This is a genomic window from Enterobacter sp. Y17 (assembly GCF_019730495.1).
GTDB classification, from domain to species: domain Bacteria; phylum Pseudomonadota; class Gammaproteobacteria; order Enterobacterales; family Enterobacteriaceae; genus Enterobacter; species Enterobacter asburiae_B.
On the sequence record NZ_JAASKP010000001.1, the window covers coordinates 1806302 to 1822097 of the forward strand.

Below are 15796 nucleotides of genomic sequence, written 5' to 3' on the forward strand. Positions count from 1 at the left end.
ATCTTGTGTTTCGGTTGGGCGCGCTATCCTGCCGTATGCGCCTTCCGCTGACAAACGATTTAACACTGCATTTACATCAATTTCATCCCCGGTTTGATACGAGTTTCCTATAGGTTGCACTCGCTCACGCTTTTGCGGGTTGCACCTTTGAAAAGTGTTAACTACCGCATAAAACCAGGCCTCCTGCACAAAAGCCAGTGCGTTTTTCCAGCTAACCATCCGTTAACAATCCATTCATTTTCCGGGTTGCAAACCAGGTCACATTTAACACGGTTGCACAAAGTTGCAACATGGTGGATATTTCACGCTATCAACAGAACGCTATTACAGAACAACAGGAGCTTTGGCATGGGTATGACCACCATGGGGGTTAAGCTGGATGACGCAACCCGCGAACGGATTAAGACCGCAGCAACCCGCATTGACCGCACGCCGCACTGGTTAATTAAGCAGGCGATTTTTAACTATCTCGAAAGACTCGAGAGCGATGAGGGCCTGCCGGAGCTGCCTGCCCTGCTGGCCGGCGCGGCGAACGAAAGTGAAGAAGCCCCGGCCGCTGGCGACGAGAATCATCAGCCGTTCCTCGAATTCGCCGAGCAGATCCTGCCGCAGTCCGTCAGCCGTGCCGCCATTACCGGCGCCTACCGCCGTGCCGAAACCGACGCCGTGCCGATGCTGCTGGAGCAGGCCCGCCTGCCGGAAGCCATTGCCGCGCAGGCGCACAGCCTGGCGTATCAGTTAGCCGACAAGCTGCGCAACCAGAAAACCGCCACCGGCCGCGCCGGGATGGTTCAGGGCCTGCTGCAGGAGTTTTCCCTCTCCTCTCAGGAAGGCGTGGCGCTGATGTGCCTCGCGGAAGCGCTGCTGCGTATTCCGGATAAAGCCACCCGCGACGCGCTGATCCGCGACAAGATCAGCAACGGCAACTGGCATTCCCACATTGGCCGCAGTCCGTCGCTGTTCGTCAACGCGGCAACCTGGGGCCTGCTGTTTACCGGCAAACTGGTCTCCACCCATAACGAAGCCAACCTCTCCCGCTCCCTGAACCGCATCATCGGCAAGAGCGGCGAGCCGCTGATCCGCAAAGGCGTGGACATGGCGATGCGTCTGATGGGCGAGCAGTTCGTCACCGGGGAAACCATTGCCGAAGCGCTGGCGAACGCCCGCAAGCTGGAAGATAAAGGTTTCCGCTACTCGTACGACATGCTGGGCGAAGCGGCCCTGACCGCCGCCGACGCGCAGGCCTACATGGTCTCTTACCAGCAGGCGATCCACGCCATTGGTAAAGCGTCCAACGGTCGCGGTATTTATGAAGGCCCGGGCATCTCTATCAAGCTCTCCGCCCTGCACCCGCGCTACAGCCGCGCGCAGTACGACCGGGTGATGGAAGAACTCTACCCGCGCCTGAAGTCCCTGACCCTGCTGGCGCGCCAGTATGACATCGGCATTAACATCGACGCCGAAGAGGCCGACCGTCTGGAGATCTCCCTCGATCTGCTGGAAAAACTGTGCTTCGAGCCGGAGCTGGCAGGCTGGAACGGCATTGGCTTCGTTATCCAGGCCTACCAGAAGCGCTGCCCGTTCGTCATTGATTACCTGATTGACCTGGCAAGCCGCAGCCGCCGTCGCCTGATGATCCGTCTGGTGAAAGGCGCCTACTGGGACAGCGAAATCAAACGCGCCCAGATGGAAGGGCTGGAAGGCTATCCGGTCTATACCCGCAAGGTTTACACCGACGTCTCTTACCTCGCCTGTGCGAAAAAGCTGCTCGGCGTGCCGAACCTGATCTATCCGCAGTTCGCTACCCACAACGCCCACACCCTGGCGGCGATCTACAGCCTGGCCGGGCAAAACTACTATCCGGGCCAGTACGAGTTCCAGTGCCTGCACGGTATGGGTGAACCGCTGTACGAGCAGGTCACCGGTAAAGTGGCGGACGGCAAGCTGAACCGCCCATGCCGTATCTATGCTCCGGTGGGAACGCACGAAACCCTGCTGGCGTACCTGGTGCGTCGTCTGCTGGAAAACGGCGCGAATACCTCCTTCGTTAACCGCATCGCCGACACCACGCTGCCGCTGGACGAGCTGGTGGCCGACCCGGTGCAGGCCGTTGAGAAGATGGCGGCGCAGGAAGGCCAGGTTGGCCTGCCGCATCCGAAGATTGCCCTGCCGCGCGAGCTGTACGGCAAAGGCCGCGTCAACTCGGCGGGTCTGGATCTCGCCAACGAACACCGTCTGGCGTCCCTCTCCTCTGCCCTGCTCAACAGCGCGCTGCAGAAGTGGCAGGCCAAACCGATGCTGGAGCAGCCCGTTGCAGACGGCGAAATGCAGCCGGTGATCAACCCGGCCGAGCCGAAGGATATCGTCGGCTACGCGCGTGAAGCGACCGAAGCGGAAGTGGATCAGGCGCTGGACAGCGCGGTGAACAACGCCCCTATCTGGTTTGCCACGCCGCCGCAGGAGCGCGCCGCGATTCTGGAGCGCGCCGCGGTGCTGATGGAAGATCAGATGCAGTCGCTCATCGGCATTCTGGTGCGCGAAGCGGGCAAAACCTTCAGCAACGCCATTGCCGAAGTGCGCGAGGCCGTCGACTTCCTCCACTACTACGCCGGTCAGGTGCGCGATGATTTCGATAACGAAACCCACCGTCCGCTGGGTCCGGTCGTCTGTATCAGCCCGTGGAACTTCCCGCTGGCGATCTTCACCGGCCAGATTGCCGCCGCGCTGGCCGCAGGCAACAGCGTGCTGGCAAAACCGGCAGAGCAGACCCCGCTGATTGCCGCGCAGGGCATCAACATTCTTCTGGAAGCCGGCGTGCCGGCGGGCGTGGTTCAGCTGCTGCCGGGCCGCGGTGAAACCGTCGGTGCCAAACTGACCTCCGACAACCGCGTGCGCGGCGTGATGTTCACCGGTTCGACCGAAGTGGCGTCACTGCTGCAGCGCAATATTGCCACCCGTCTGGATGCGCAGGGCCGCCCTACGCCGCTCATCGCGGAAACCGGCGGGATGAACGCCATGATCGTAGACTCCTCTGCCCTTACCGAGCAGGTGGTGGTCGACGTGCTGGCCTCCGCGTTCGACAGCGCCGGTCAGCGCTGCTCCGCCCTGCGCGTGCTGTGCCTGCAGGACGACGTGGCGGACCACACGCTGAAGATGCTGCGCGGCGCGATGGCCGAATGCCGCATGGGCAACCCGGGCCGTCTCACTACCGATATCGGGCCGGTGATCGACGCGGAAGCCAAAGCCAACATCGAAAACCACATTCAGACCATGCGCGCGAAAGGCCGCCCGGTGTTCCAGGAGGTGCGCGAGAACAGCGAAGATGCCCGCGAATGGCGGACCGGCACCTTTGTGCCGCCAACGCTGATTGAGCTGGCAAGCTTCGACGAGCTGAAAAAAGAGGTCTTCGGCCCGGTGCTGCACGTGGTGCGCTACAACCGTAACAACCTGAACGAGCTGGTTGAGCAGATCAACGCCTCCGGCTATGGCCTGACGCTCGGCGTGCATACCCGTATCGACGAGACTATCGCGCAGGTCACCGGCAGAGCCAAAGTGGGCAACCTGTACGTTAACCGCAACATGGTTGGCGCGGTCGTGGGCGTGCAGCCGTTCGGCGGCGAAGGCCTTTCCGGCACCGGTCCGAAAGCGGGCGGTCCGCTCTACCTGTACCGTCTGCTGGCGAACCGTCCGGAGAACGCCCTGGGCGTCACCCTGGCACGCCAGGATGCGGACTATCCGGTGGATGCGCAGTTGAAAACCGTGCTGACCCAGCCGCTGGAGGCGCTCATTACATGGGCAGAAAAACGTCCTGAACTGCGTGCCGTTGCGAAGCAGTACGGCGAGCTGGCGCAGGCGGGCACGCAGCGTCTGCTGCCGGGGCCAACCGGCGAGCGCAACACCTGGACGCTGATGCCGCGCGAGCGCGTGCTGTGCGTGGCCGATAACGAGCAGGACGCGCTGGTGCAGCTGGCCGCCGCCATGGCAACCGGCTGTGAAGTGCTGTGGCCGGAAGATGCCCTGCATCGCGATCTCGCCAAACAGCTGCCGAAAGCGGTCTCGGCCCGCATTCGCTTCGCGAAAGCCGATAGCCTGCTGACCCAGCCGTTTGATGCGGTGATCTACCACGGTGATTCCGATCAGCTGCGCGAACTGTGCGAGCAGGTTGCGGCCCGCAGCGGCGCCATCGTTTCCGTGCAGGGCTTTGCGCGCGGGGAAACCAACCTGCTGCTGGAGCGTCTGTACGTGGAGCGCTCGCTCAGCGTCAACACCGCGGCGGCAGGCGGTAACGCCAGCCTGATGACAATAGGCTAACGCTGTGTTAATAAGGCTCCGGAGACGGAGCCTTATTTTATTGGGGAGTATATGAAACGATATCTTATCGCCAGTGCGGCACTGCTGCTGAGCGCCAGCGCGCTGGCCGACGAGTGCGACAAAGCGACCACCCAGCTTGAACTGAATACCTGTAGCGCGCAGCAGTACCAGACTGCCGATAAAAAACTCAACCAGACGTATCAGGCCGCCATCAAACGCGCGGCAGCTCCTCAGCGCGACCTGCTGAAAAAAGCGCAGCAGGCGTGGATTACCCTGCGCGATGCGGACTGCGCGTTTATCGGTTCGGGGACGGAAGGCGGGAGCGTCCAGCCAATGATTGTTAACCAGTGCCTGGCGGAAAAAACCGTGGAGCGCGAAGCGTTTCTGGCCTCGCTGATGCAGTGTGAAGAGGGCGACTTAAGCTGCCCTCTCCCGCCGGGCTGAGGGATCCCCACAAAATAATACCTGCGCGGACGGCCCCCTCCCCCTTGAGGGAGAGGGCTGGGGTGAGGGGGAACTAGCGCAGGCGGATCCCTTCGATAATCATCCGCTGCACGTTTTCCAGGGTGCTGTGGAAAAACGCCTCGTCCTGGAGCGTTTTACCGGTCACCGCCTCAACCTGGGCCGCAAAGTCAGCGTAATGCTGGGTGGAGGCCCAGATCATAAAGATCAGATGATGCGGGTCGACCGGGGCCAGTTTTCCGCTGGCGACCCATCCGGCAATAATGGCCGACTTATCGTCCACCAGCTGCTTTAAATCTCCGGTTAATTCCGCCTGCAGCAGCGGCGCGCCCTGCAGCATCTCAAGACAAAACAGTCGCGACGCCTGCGGGTAATCGCGCGACACCTCCAGCTTCAGGCGAATGTACTCTTTGATCGCCACCAGCGGGGCCAGCTCCGCGCGGAACGCTTTGAGGGGCGCCAGCCAGATATCGAGGATCTGCTGCATCACCGCCACATAGAGCGCCTCTTTCGACGGGTAATAGTAAAGCAGATTGGTTTTGGATACGCCGGACTGCTCCGCCACCTGCTCCAGGCGCGTGCCGTGAATACCAAACTGCGAAAAAGTCTCCAGCGCCGCGCTGAGGATCGCCTGCTTCTTGGCGCTCACCGCCTGCGAACGTTTACCTGGAGTTTTCACTGCGCCTTGTGTCATTCCCGCTCTCCTTATTCTGCGTTGCCCTCAGCATAGCAAAACCCCCGACTCGCCACGACATCCTGCACTCCGATCGCGCATGAATGCCTGTTTTCTGTGCAATGTTTTTGACCAGTTAGTCCACATTTAGCCGCATCAATCCACCAACTTCTGATTAACACATTAATAACACAGCCATTTTCAAAACTGGCACCGCCTTTGCAAAAACACCGATACACCTGCGACGTAATGAAGAGAGGTTCGTGATGAAAATTGGCGTATTTGTACCCATCGGCAACAACGGCTGGCTTATCTCGACCACTGCACCGCAATACAAGCCGACCTTTGAGCTCAATAAAGCCATCGTGCAGAAAGCAGAGCATTACCATTTCGACTTTGCGCTTTCGATGATCAAGCTGCGCGGCTTTGGCGGAAAAACCGAATTCTGGGACCACAACCTGGAGTCCTTTACCCTGATGGCCGGGCTGGCCGCGGTCACCTCGCGGATCCAAATCTACGCCACCGCCGCCACGCTCACCCTGCCCCCGGCGATCGTCGCGCGCATGGCCTCCACCATCGACTCCATCTCCGGCGGGCGTTTTGGCGTCAACCTGGTCACCGGCTGGCAAAAACCGGAGTACGAGCAGATGGGGCTCTGGCCGGGTGACGAGTACTTCTCGCGTCGCTACGACTACCTGACCGAATACGTGCAGGTGCTGCGCGATCTGTGGGGTACCGGAAAAAGCGATTTCAAGGGCGATTTCTTCACCATGAACGACTGCCGCGTCAGCCCGCAGCCGTCGGTGCCGATGAAGGTGATTTGCGCCGGGCAGAGCGACGCGGGGATGGAATTCTCCGCCAAATACGCCGACTTCAACTTCTGCTTCGGCAAAGGCGTGAACACGCCTGCCGCCTTCGCCCCGACCGCCGCGCGGATGAAAGAGGCCGCCGACAGGACCAGGCGCGACGTGGGCTCCTACGTGCTGTTTATGGTCATTGCCGACGAAACCGACGACGGCGCGCGCGCGAAATGGGAGCGCTATAAGGACGGCGCCGACGAGGAGGCCCTAAGCTGGCTCACCGAACAGAGCCAGAAAGATACCCGCTCCGGGGCAGATACCAACGTTCGCCAGATGGCTGACCCTACCTCCGCCGTCAATATCAACATGGGCACGCTGGTCGGCTCGTACGCCAGCGTCGCCAGAATGCTGGACGAAGTGGCGGCCGTGCCCGGGGCGGAAGGCGTTCTGCTGACCTTCGACGATTTCCTCACCGGCGTGGAGACCTTCGGCGAGCGCATCCAGCCGCTGATGCAGTGCCGCGCCCACATCCCTGCCGTCACGAAGGAGGTGGCGTAATGACGACCCTTAACGCACGCCCGGAAGCCATCACCTTCGCGCCGCAGCAGAGCGCGCTGATCGTGGTGGACATGCAAAACGCCTACGCCAGCCAGGGCGGTTATCTGGATCTGGCGGGGTTCGACGTCTCCGCCACCCGGCCGGTGATCGAGAACATTAAAACTGCCGTCGCCGCCGCGCGCGCCGCGGGCATGCTCATCATCTGGTTCCAGAACGGCTGGGATGACCAGTACGTCGAGGCCGGCGGCCCCGGCTCGCCCAACTTCCACAAGTCGAACGCCCTGAAAACCATGCGTAAACGGCCCGAACTGCAGGGCAAGCTGCTGGCGAAAGGCGGCTGGGACTATCAGCTGGTGGATGAGCTGGTACCGCAGGCGGGCGATATTGTTCTGCCCAAACCGCGCTACAGCGGCTTTTTCAACACCCCGCTCGACAGCCTGCTGCGCAGCCGGGGCATTCGTCATCTGGTGTTCACCGGCATCGCCACCAACGTCTGCGTGGAGTCGACCCTGCGCGACGGCTTTTTCCTCGAGTATTTTGGCGTGGTGCTGGAAGACGCGACCCACCAGGCCGGGCCGGAATTCGCCCAGAAAGCGGCCCTGTTCAACATCGAAACCTTTTTTGGCTGGGTCAGTAACGTCAATGATTTCTGCGACGCCCTGACTCCCCCGCTTGCCCGTATCGCCTGAGGAGACGCCTGATGCCAAAATCCGTGATTATTCCGCCGGGCACCAGCACGCCGATTGCCCCGTTTGTTCCCGGCATCCTCGCCGACGGCGTGGTGTATGTCTCCGGCACGCTGCCGTTTGATAAAGACAACAACGTGGTGTTTATCAACGACCCAAAGGCGCAAACCCGCCACGTGCTGGAGACGATCAAAACCGTGATCGAAACGGCGGGTGGCACGATGGAGGACGTGACCTTCAACAGCATCTTTATCACCGACTGGAAAAACTACGCCGCGATTAACGAGATTTACGCCGAGTTCTTCCCCGGCGATAAACCGGCGCGGTTCTGCATTCAGTGCGGGCTGGTGAAGCCAGAGGCGCTGGTTGAGATCGCCACCGTTGCGCACATCGCGAAGTGAGGCAGGTATGAAACTTTCCGTCTCGCCGCCCCCGTACGAGGGCGCGCCCGTGGTGGTCTTTATTTCCGGTCTCGGCGGCAGCGGCAGCTACTGGCTGCCCCAGCTGGCCGCGCTGGAGCCGGAGTATCAGGTGGTGTGCTATGACCAGCGGGGAACGGGCAATAACCCCGCCACCCTGCCGGAAGGGTACAGCCTTGCGCAGATGGCGGACGAGCTGGCCCAGGCGCTGGCTGAAGCCGGGATTGCCCGCTACAGCGTCGTGGGTCACGCGCTGGGGGCGCTGGTCGGCCTGCAGCTGGCCCTCGACAGGCCCGACGCCCTCACCGCGCTGGTGTGCGTCAACGGCTGGTTGACCCTCAACGCCCACACCCGCCGCTGCTTTCAGATCCGCGAGCGCCTGCTGCATTACGGCGGCGCACAGGCGTGGGTCGAGGCGCAGCCGCTGTTTCTCTACCCGGCGGACTGGATGGCCGCCCGCGCGCCCCGTCTGGAGGCCGAAGAAGCGCTGGCGCTGGCCCATTTCCAGGGTAAAACCAACCTGCTGCACAGGCTCAGCGCCCTGAAAAAGGCCGACTTCAGCCGCCATGCGGCGCGCATTCGCTGCCCGGTACAGATCGTCTGTTCTGCCGACGACATGCTGGTGCCCTCAGTCTGCTCGTCGGAACTGCAGGCGGCGATCCCGCACAGCCGCAGCGTGGTGATGCGCCAGGGCGGGCATGCCTGCAACGTCACCGAGCCGGATACCTTCAACACCCTGCTGCTGAACGGGCTTGCCAGCCTGCTGCACAGCCCGGAACCCGCTTTATAAGGAGCTTTAATGAGCGAAGCCATTACCCCCGCCGCGCTGGAAACGCTGTTCACCGGCGCGCGCACCCATAACGGCTGGCAGGATATGCCCGTCAGCGACGAAACGCTGCGCGAAATCTACAACCTGATGAAATGGGGGCCCACGTCCGCCAATTGCTCCCCGGCACGGATTGTGTTTGTGCGAAGCGCGGAGGGAAAAGAGAAGCTGCGCCCGGCGCTCTCCAGCGGTAACCTCGAGAAAACGCTCACCGCTCCGGTCACGGCGATTATTGCCTGGGACGGTGAATTCTACGAGCGCCTGCCCGAGCTGTTCCCGCACGGCGATGCAAAGAGCTGGTTCACCACCAGCCCCGCGCATGCGGAAGAGACTGCCTTTCGCAACAGCTCAATGCAGGCCGCTTACCTGATTTTCGCCTGTCGCGCCCTGGGGCTGGACACCGGCCCGATGTCGGGATTTGACCGCCAAAAGGTCGACGAAGCCTTTTTCACCGGCACGACGCTTAAAAGCAATCTGCTGATCAACATAGGCTATGGCGATACCCGCAAACTTTACGGGCGCCTGCCGCGCCTGGACTTTGACGACGCCTGCGGGCTGGCGTAAGGAGCGATGATGACATCACCGGATAAACAAACCTTTCGCGACGCCATGGCCTGCGTTGGCGCGGCGGTCAACATCATCACCACCGACGGCCCGGCGGGGATGGCAGGCTTCACCGCCAGCGCGGTGTGCAGCGTCACGGATTCACCGCCCACCCTGCTGGTGTGCCTGAACCGCGGCGCGTCCGTCTGGCCAACCTTTAGCGAAAACCGCACCCTTTGCGTGAATACCCTGAGCGCCGGACAGGAGCCTTTATCTAACCTGTTTGGCGGGAAAACGCCGATGGCAGAACGCTTTGCCGCCGCCCGCTGGCAGACGGGCGACACGGGCTGTCCGCGCCTGGAAGATGCGCTGGCCTCGTTTGACTGCCGCATCAACCAGGTGGTGAGCGTCGGCACCCACGACATTCTGTTTTGCGACATTATTTCGATTATTCGCCACCCCGCGCCGCAAGGGCTGGTGTGGTTTGACCGCGGCTACCACGCGCTTATGCGACCCGCCTGTTAACCCGCCTTAAGGAGACAGACCATGTTCGGATTTCCCCACTGGCAGTTGAAATCGACCTCCACAGAAGCAGGCGTGGTCGCGCCGGATGAACATCTCCCGCTCGGGCAGACGATGGTGATGGGCGTTCAGCACGCGGTCGCCATGTTTGGCGCCACGGTGCTGATGCCGATGCTGATGGGACTCGATCCCAACCTGTCTATTCTGATGTCGGGTATCGGCACGCTGCTGTTCTTTTTCGTCACCGGCGGGCGCGTGCCCAGCTATCTCGGATCCAGCGCCGCCTTTGTCGGCGTCGTCATCGCCACTACCGGGTTTAACGGCCAGGGGATCAACCCCAACCTGAGCGTGGCCCTCGGCGGCATCATCGCCTGCGGCCTGGTGTACACCCTGATTGGTCTGGTAGTGATGAAAATCGGCACGCGCTGGATAGAGCGAATGATGCCTCCCGTCGTGACGGGCGCCGTGGTAATGGCGATAGGCCTCAACCTCGCGCCGATTGCGGTCAGAAGCGTCTCCGCCTCGCCGTTTGAAAGCTGGATGGCGGTGATCACGGTGCTGTGCATCGGTCTGGTGGCGGTGTTCACGCGCGGCATGATTCAGCGGCTGCTGATTTTGGTCGGACTCATCGTGGCTTGCCTGGTCTACGCCCTGCTGGCCAACATTTTCGGTCTGGGCAAGCCGGTTGACTTTACGCTGCTCCACCAGGCCGCCTGGTTCGGCCTGCCGAAGGTGACCTCGCCCACCTTTAACACCCAGGCGATGATGCTTATCGCACCGGTGGCGGTGATCCTGGTGGCGGAGAACTTAGGCCACCTGAAGGCGGTTGCGGGAATGACCGGGCGCAGCATGGATCCGTACATGGGCCGCGCGTTCGTCGGTGACGGGCTGGCGACCATGCTCTCCGGTTCCGTAGGCGGCAGCGGCGTCACCACCTATGCCGAAAATATCGGCGTGATGGCGGTGACCAAGGTCTACTCGACGCTGGTCTTCGTGGCGGCGGCGGTGATGGCGATGCTGCTCGGCTTCTCACCGAAGTTCGGCGCGCTGATCCACACCATTCCGTCCCCGGTCATCGGCGGGGCATCGATTGTGGTGTTTGGGCTGATCGCCGTGGCCGGCGCGCGCATCTGGGTACAGCATCGCGTCGATCTCAGCCAGAACGGCAACCTGATTATGGTGGCGGTCACGCTGGTGCTGGGCGCAGGCGATTTTGCCCTGACGCTGGGCGGGTTTACGATTGGCGGGATTGGCACGGCGACCTTTGGGGCAATTCTGCTTAACGCCCTGCTGAGCCGCCGGATGGCCGCCGCGCCGCAGGGCGCCGTAGTGCATCAGGATTCGTGAAATCACCATGTCGGGTGACGGCCAGGCCTCACCCGACGTGTACATTCCTTCAGAACAACAGGTAGTAAAGCAATCACTCTTGCTCAAACAGCCGTTCGATAGATTTTGTAGGGAAGAACAAAGAATGGCTGTTTTCAGCTGTCATCGGGATAAAACCCTGCTTCAGATAAAATCGTTTTGCCCGCTCGTTAAGGGCATCAACAAATATTCCGTGTACCCCCACAGCCTGTGAAGCCAGGTAGACAACGCGCATAGCATGCGCAACGAGCGTTGTTCCCCACTCGTTTCCCTGTAGGGTTTTATCTACAGCCAGACGTCCCAGCGTCACGCTGGGTACGTTGATATAAGGGATCCGGCGCTGCTGAGTCTTAGAAGGAAGCATCGCTCTTTCAAAACAGCTTCCCGATAACGTGTAATAACCCAGTACACGCGGACGATCGCGCTCTTTAAGCAGGTAGGCTCGTAAAATACGCCCATTGTGCTGACGCACCAGATGTTCAGCAAGGAAGGCATTTAGCGAGGGTTCGCCACAATCAAAATACTCGAAGTCATAATCGGTTCCCTCTGATAACATTTCGATCGTGAGATTCTCCACGGCGCTTCACTCCATGTTTCGAAGCCGTTTTGCTGCTCGTTTCAGGCGTTCATTTGGCTCAGGCGGATTGTCGATGGCATCCATCACCGCAGTCCATGATGCTTCGTTTAATACGAGACGACGGTGCTGCTCGATGACCTCTGCAGCACGCTCTGACGCACTGTTCACCATAAACTGGGTGATCGTTTGGTTCGTCATCGCCGCCGCTTCTTCAATCATTGTTTTGTCTTCGTCCGTTAAGCGAAGATCGATACGCTGTTTTTTAAGTGCTGGCATGGTTTACATCACCGTGTACGGTATTTATCCGTACACATCGTAAATAAGCCTGTCCATTTTTTCAATCTAAACCTTCTTTTGCAGTCAAATCCCTGACCTCACCCCGACGTTTTCTGAGCTTTAACTCGCTCACCAGCACCCCGGCGACAATAAATGCCGCTCCCACCAGCGCCAGAAGCGGCAAACGCTCACCTGCAATGCGTCCGAAAATCCCCGCCCAGACCGGTTCACCGGTATAAATCACCGTCGCGCGGGTTGGCGATACGCTGCGCTGCGCCCAGTTCATGGTGACCTGAATAATGGCGCTGAAAATACCCAGCCCCAGTGCGACCACCACCAGGCCGGTGGACATCGGCGGCACGGACTCGCCTGCCGGCACCATCGTCGCAAACGCCACCAGCGACGCCGTGGCGAGCTGCACCACCGTTACCCGCTTGACGTCGACCTTGCCCGCCCAGGCGCTAATCAGAATAATTTCCGCCGCAATGGCAATCGCCCCTATCAGGGTGATGATTTCGCCCGGCCCCAGCGCAAGCAGGTTGTTTTCCGGCCCGGCCAGTAAGATCAGGCCGATAAACGCCAGCACGATGCCAATACAGGACATCAGCCCCGGCAGCCGCCCCAGGCACAGCCACTGCAGCAGCGGCACCAGCGGCACATACATGGCGGTGATAAACGCGGATTTACTGCTGGAGATGGTCTGCAATCCCCATGTCTGCAGGCTGTAGCCCATCGCTATCGCCACCCCAATCGCCACGCCGGCCTTAAGTTCTTTCAGCGTCAGCCCCCGCAGCGTTTTAAGCGAAATCAGCCCCACGGCAAGCGCCGCCGTCGCAAAGCGCAGGCCAACAAAAAAGAACGGATCGCTGAGGGTCACCGCGTACTGAACGGCCAGAAACGTCCCGCCCCAGAACATGGTGATGAGAATCAGGATGGCTTCCTGCGGTTTAACGGAGAATTTGAAGCGTGAAACAGACATGCGGCACTCGCGGTTAAGATCAATTCCCTAGTGTGCGTTGCCTTTGGTTACAGTTCAATGTTGCAGAAATAAAAAAACCGCCGGGAGATCCCGGCGGCAGGGGTTCAACCCGGCGTGTTACTTACTGCTGCCGTGGCTGTTTTTCCCCCCTTTCTTGCCAGCTTCAGATGCGCGTTGCGGGTCATTCTTGAAATTGCCCCCGCTATGCTGGCCACCTTTACGGCCTGCTTCTGATGCTCTTTCACGATCTTCTGCGAAATTACCTGAACCACCACGATGGTTTGCCATCTCTAACCTCCAGAATGTGAAACATTAGACATCATATTGCATTCAGTAAAAGAGGATTCTTTCACCTCGCAACACAAGGACAGTGCCTTTATCTGTGCCGCGTGAAACTAAGCTTAGTGGAATGCCGCTATCCGGCAAGCCGCAGGTAATATTCTGCAACATGAACTCAGCCTTTCGGGTGAGATGACGCGGCGGCGATTCATAAACCTTTCTTATCATTTCAAAAATATGCTGCCAAAAAGTTGTTTCATTTTGCTACAAAGCCTTTTTGTAACCATATTGTTATAAATCAAAGAAATGCCGTTCATTTTTGCAGTCTGGCTGTGATGGCATATCTTTAAAAGAACGCAGCGATCCGCTGTCAGAAAAACCAACGAGGAGTGATGCAAAATGGCAAAAGTTCTGGTGCTCTATTATTCCATGTATGGACACATTGAAACCATGGCTCACGCGGTAGCAGAAGGTGCGAACAGGGTTGATGGCGTTGAGGTTGTGGTGAAACGCGTACCGGAAACCATGCAGGCGGAAGCCTTCCTGAAAGCCGGGGGGAAAACGCAAAACGCCCCGGTCGCCACCCCGCAGGAGCTGGCGGACTATGATGCCATCATCTTCGGCACCCCGACCCGCTTCGGCAATATGTCGGGCCAGATGCGCACCTTCCTCGATCAAACCGGCGGACTTTGGGCATCCGGGGCGCTTTACGGCAAACTCGCCAGCGTATTCAGCTCTACCGGCACCGGCGGCGGTCAGGAGCAGACGATTACCTCAACCTGGACTACCCTTGCTCATCACGGGATGGTGATTGTGCCGATTGGCTACGGCGCCCAGGAGCTGTTTGACATTTCCCAGGTGCGTGGCGGTACGCCGTACGGCGCAACCACCATTGCCGGTGGGGATGGCTCACGTCAGCCAAGCAATGAAGAACTGTCTATCGCCCGCTATCAGGGTGAATACGTCGCGGGTCTGGCCAAAAAACTGAACGGCTAACACCCAACAGGAGGACAAGCATGCCAACTCAAGAATCCAAAGCTCACCACGTGGGCGAATGGGCAAGTTTACGCAACACCTCTCCGGAGATTGCCGAAGCTATCTTTGAAGTCGCGAAGTACGATGAAAAGCTGGCCGAGCAGATTTGGGAGGAAGGTAACGATGAGGTGCTGGTGCGCGCCTTCGAAAAAACGGATAAAGACTCGCTCTACTGGGGCGAGCAAACCATCGAACGTAAAAACGTCTAAGCGTTTCCCCCCGCCGCAGCGGGGGGTTCTCTTTTACTTCGCCGCGTTATTCATCACCGCATTGAATTTATCGACAGGACAGAAGCCGTTCGCATCCACCGGGCAGCCTTTCAGCTCCAGCGTCACGCGCTGCGCGGGCGACTGCAGCGACAGGACGCTGGCGTTACGCAGCTGCTCTGAGCTCTGGTAGACATACTCAATTTTCATCAGCTCCTGATTGGCGTTTTTGTCATGCCAGCGCTGGAAGACAATCTTGCCGCCAATTGGGGTGCGCTCCTGCTGGTCGTGCAGCTGATACGGTTTGAAATCCAGGGCCGTCAGCAGGGAAGCAATGTTCGAGTCATGCCCCACCAGCAGGGTGATTTTCGGCGCTTTTGCCTGCTCGGTAACCAGCGTTTTATCAATGTACTTCACCAGCGGCTTCGCCACGTTTTGCGCCACTTCGGTGGAGGTAAACAGCGAGTCCTGATAGCCGTTCTTCAGCTTCGACAGCACGCGCCACTGCTGGTCGGTTTTGATTTCGCCCCAGGCCACCTGGTCGGCCGGGAAGCCTTCGTAATACTGCAGCGTGAACGCGTCCACCAGCGAGTTACCCACCTTCAGCGGCCCGGATACGCCAGGCTCTTTTTCATAGTCGGCGCTGAAGGTATCTTTCGCGTCAGCCAGCGAGCAGACCTTTTTCTCTTTGCAGGACGGGGAATCCGCGTAGTTCGTCATCTGCTCAAGCAGCTTATAGCTTTCGCCCAGCTGCATTTTCTGCCGCTCGGACTCCATCGCCTTGAGCGCTTTTTCGCGAAATTCCGGCGAGTTATCGGTAATCACCGGATTAAAGGTCGGATCCATGGTGCCCATTTTTTCCTGATGGTGCACGGGAACGTCGCAGCCCGGGAACGCACCGGTGATGAAGAACTGCGCGGTGGCGACGGTACGCTGCAGGCTGTTGGCGTAAGCATAAACGCTATCCGCCGCTGGGCATTCTCCCGTCTTCACCATCCCCTGCTGCGCCAGCCACTCGCGCATGTAATGGCCCATATAGACTTCCAGCACGCCGCCCTTGGTGGTGAGCTGACCGCCCGGCACCTCCCACTCCGGCCACTGCTTCGGCGTGGACTGCTCCAGCACGCTGCCGTTATTGGCGAGCGGCGCGCGCAGGTTATGACGGCTCATGATTAAAACTTGCTCCAGCTGATACCCTTCCGGCGTCTCTTGCGCCTGCACGCCAAACGTTGCTGAAATGGAACCGGCGACTGCCAGCGCGAGTAGTGCTTTTCTCATC

At 59.8% G+C, this 15796-nt stretch carries 17 protein-coding genes; 11 read left to right on the forward strand and 6 right to left on the reverse strand.

Translation table 11 applies throughout. The annotated features are described in order from the left end of the window. The first annotated feature begins 348 nt into the window (after positions 1-348). Together putA and HCH49_RS08490 are read left to right on the forward strand one after the other, a co-directional pair. The gene (gene putA, locus HCH49_RS08485; protein ID WP_221702518.1) at positions 349-4311 is read left to right on the forward strand and encodes a trifunctional transcriptional regulator/proline dehydrogenase/L-glutamate gamma-semialdehyde dehydrogenase; all 3963 of its coding nucleotides are present in this window, start codon (positions 349-351) and stop codon (positions 4309-4311) included. Positions 4312-4362: 51 nt separating this feature from the next. Next, on the forward strand, positions 4363-4755 hold the full coding sequence (locus tag HCH49_RS08490; protein WP_047061885.1) for a lysozyme inhibitor LprI family protein: 393 nt from the start codon (positions 4363-4365) through the stop codon (positions 4753-4755). A 73-nt stretch (positions 4756-4828) separates the two neighbouring features. Here HCH49_RS08490 and rutR read toward each other — a convergent pair whose 3' ends face one another. Next, a complete protein-coding gene (gene rutR / locus HCH49_RS08495) occupies positions 4829-5467 on the reverse strand; it encodes an HTH-type transcriptional regulator RutR (RefSeq protein ID WP_023311087.1) in 639 nt (212 codons plus the stop codon). Positions 5468-5712: 245 nt separating this feature from the next. On the opposite strand from rutR, the gene rutA reads away from it, so the two are divergent. Genes rutA through rutG form a run of 7 tightly spaced genes read left to right on the forward strand, consistent with a single transcriptional unit; the run spans position 5713 to position 11147 of the window. Next, the gene (rutA, locus tag HCH49_RS08500; RefSeq protein WP_214538285.1) at positions 5713-6804 is read left to right on the forward strand and encodes a pyrimidine utilization protein A; all 1092 of its coding nucleotides are present in this window, start codon (positions 5713-5715) and stop codon (positions 6802-6804) included. Further along, positions 6804-7493, forward strand: coding sequence for a pyrimidine utilization protein B (gene rutB / locus HCH49_RS08505; protein WP_033145167.1), 690 nt, complete (start codon positions 6804-6806; stop codon positions 7491-7493). The genes rutA and rutB overlap by 1 nt, the downstream gene beginning before the upstream one ends. A gap of 11 nt (positions 7494-7504) precedes the next feature. Further along, positions 7505-7891 (forward strand): pyrimidine utilization protein C, encoded by a 387-nt coding sequence (gene rutC, locus HCH49_RS08510; protein WP_033145166.1) that lies wholly within the window; start codon positions 7505-7507, stop codon positions 7889-7891. A gap of 7 nt (positions 7892-7898) precedes the next feature. Beyond that, the gene (rutD, locus tag HCH49_RS08515; protein ID WP_221702519.1) at positions 7899-8699 is read left to right on the forward strand and encodes a pyrimidine utilization protein D; all 801 of its coding nucleotides are present in this window, start codon (positions 7899-7901) and stop codon (positions 8697-8699) included. Between the two features lie 9 nt (positions 8700-8708). Continuing rightward, a complete protein-coding gene (locus tag HCH49_RS08520; protein WP_033145164.1) occupies positions 8709-9299 on the forward strand; it encodes a malonic semialdehyde reductase in 591 nt (196 codons plus the stop codon). Positions 9300-9308: 9 nt separating this feature from the next. Next, on the forward strand, positions 9309-9803 hold the full coding sequence (rutF, locus tag HCH49_RS08525; protein WP_069302622.1) for an NADH-dependent FMN reductase RutF: 495 nt from the start codon (positions 9309-9311) through the stop codon (positions 9801-9803). Positions 9804-9824: 21 nt separating this feature from the next. Further along, complete coding sequence (rutG, locus tag HCH49_RS08530) at positions 9825-11147, forward strand: pyrimidine utilization transport protein G (protein ID WP_221702520.1); 1323 nt, start codon at positions 9825-9827, stop codon at positions 11145-11147. Positions 11148-11220: 73 nt separating this feature from the next. Here rutG and HCH49_RS08535 read toward each other — a convergent pair whose 3' ends face one another. The 4 genes from HCH49_RS08535 to HCH49_RS08550 all read right to left on the reverse strand — a co-directional run bounded on the left by HCH49_RS08535 (position 11221) and on the right by HCH49_RS08550 (position 13285). Continuing rightward, positions 11221-11721, reverse strand: coding sequence for a GNAT family N-acetyltransferase (locus HCH49_RS08535; protein ID WP_221702896.1), 501 nt, complete (start codon positions 11719-11721; stop codon positions 11221-11223). Between the two features lie 27 nt (positions 11722-11748). Then, positions 11749-12018: a DUF1778 domain-containing protein gene (locus HCH49_RS08540; protein WP_023311079.1), complete on the reverse strand. Its 270-nt coding sequence runs from the start codon at positions 12016-12018 to the stop codon at positions 11749-11751. 61 nt (positions 12019-12079) lie between these two features. Continuing rightward, on the reverse strand, positions 12080-12997 hold the full coding sequence (locus HCH49_RS08545) for a DMT family transporter (protein ID WP_045354558.1): 918 nt from the start codon (positions 12995-12997) through the stop codon (positions 12080-12082). A 117-nt stretch (positions 12998-13114) separates the two neighbouring features. Next, the gene (locus HCH49_RS08550) at positions 13115-13285 is read right to left on the reverse strand and encodes a general stress protein (protein WP_023311077.1); all 171 of its coding nucleotides are present in this window, start codon (positions 13283-13285) and stop codon (positions 13115-13117) included. 390 nt (positions 13286-13675) lie between these two features. On the opposite strand from HCH49_RS08550, the gene wrbA reads away from it, so the two are divergent. Together wrbA and HCH49_RS08560 are read left to right on the forward strand one after the other, a co-directional pair. Continuing rightward, positions 13676-14272, forward strand: a complete 597-nt coding sequence (gene wrbA / locus HCH49_RS08555) for an NAD(P)H:quinone oxidoreductase (protein ID WP_023311076.1) — start codon at positions 13676-13678, stop codon at positions 14270-14272. Between the two features lie 20 nt (positions 14273-14292). Beyond that, the gene (locus tag HCH49_RS08560; protein WP_033145160.1) at positions 14293-14520 is read left to right on the forward strand and encodes a YccJ family protein; all 228 of its coding nucleotides are present in this window, start codon (positions 14293-14295) and stop codon (positions 14518-14520) included. Positions 14521-14553: 33 nt separating this feature from the next. On the opposite strand, the gene agp is transcribed toward HCH49_RS08560, so the two are convergent. After that, positions 14554-15795 carry a bifunctional glucose-1-phosphatase/inositol phosphatase gene (gene agp / locus HCH49_RS08565; RefSeq protein WP_221702521.1) on the reverse strand — a complete coding sequence of 414 codons (1242 nt, stop codon included), beginning with the start codon at positions 15793-15795 and terminating at the stop codon, positions 14554-14556. Position 15796: the final 1 nt, after the last annotated feature.

What these genes read in the sequence shown, in the direction of transcription:
- wrbA (WP_023311076.1), top strand. Translation starts at nt 13,676, where the DNA reads ATGGCAAAAGTTCTGGTGCTCTATTATTCCATGTATGGACACATTGAA.
- rutR (WP_023311087.1), bottom strand. Translation starts at nt 5,467, where the DNA reads ATGACACAAGGCGCAGTGAAAACTCCAGGTAAACGTTCGCAGGCGGTG.
- rutB (WP_033145167.1), top strand. Translation starts at nt 6,804, where the DNA reads ATGACGACCCTTAACGCACGCCCGGAAGCCATCACCTTCGCGCCGCAG.
- rutA (WP_214538285.1), top strand. Translation starts at nt 5,713, where the DNA reads ATGAAAATTGGCGTATTTGTACCCATCGGCAACAACGGCTGGCTTATC.
- HCH49_RS08550 (WP_023311077.1), bottom strand. Translation starts at nt 13,285, where the DNA reads ATGGCAAACCATCGTGGTGGTTCAGGTAATTTCGCAGAAGATCGTGAA.
- HCH49_RS08520 (WP_033145164.1), top strand. Translation starts at nt 8,709, where the DNA reads ATGAGCGAAGCCATTACCCCCGCCGCGCTGGAAACGCTGTTCACCGGC.
- HCH49_RS08560 (WP_033145160.1), top strand. Translation starts at nt 14,293, where the DNA reads ATGCCAACTCAAGAATCCAAAGCTCACCACGTGGGCGAATGGGCAAGT.
- rutF (WP_069302622.1), top strand. Translation starts at nt 9,309, where the DNA reads ATGACATCACCGGATAAACAAACCTTTCGCGACGCCATGGCCTGCGTT.
- rutC (WP_033145166.1), top strand. Translation starts at nt 7,505, where the DNA reads ATGCCAAAATCCGTGATTATTCCGCCGGGCACCAGCACGCCGATTGCC.
- HCH49_RS08490 (WP_047061885.1), top strand. Translation starts at nt 4,363, where the DNA reads ATGAAACGATATCTTATCGCCAGTGCGGCACTGCTGCTGAGCGCCAGC.
- HCH49_RS08545 (WP_045354558.1), bottom strand. Translation starts at nt 12,997, where the DNA reads ATGTCTGTTTCACGCTTCAAATTCTCCGTTAAACCGCAGGAAGCCATC.
- agp (WP_221702521.1), bottom strand. Translation starts at nt 15,795, where the DNA reads ATGAGAAAAGCACTACTCGCGCTGGCAGTCGCCGGTTCCATTTCAGCA.
- rutD (WP_221702519.1), top strand. Translation starts at nt 7,899, where the DNA reads ATGAAACTTTCCGTCTCGCCGCCCCCGTACGAGGGCGCGCCCGTGGTG.
- putA (WP_221702518.1), top strand. Translation starts at nt 349, where the DNA reads ATGGGTATGACCACCATGGGGGTTAAGCTGGATGACGCAACCCGCGAA.
- HCH49_RS08540 (WP_023311079.1), bottom strand. Translation starts at nt 12,018, where the DNA reads ATGCCAGCACTTAAAAAACAGCGTATCGATCTTCGCTTAACGGACGAA.
- HCH49_RS08535 (WP_221702896.1), bottom strand. Translation starts at nt 11,721, where the DNA reads ATGTTATCAGAGGGAACCGATTATGACTTCGAGTATTTTGATTGTGGC.
- rutG (WP_221702520.1), top strand. Translation starts at nt 9,825, where the DNA reads ATGTTCGGATTTCCCCACTGGCAGTTGAAATCGACCTCCACAGAAGCA.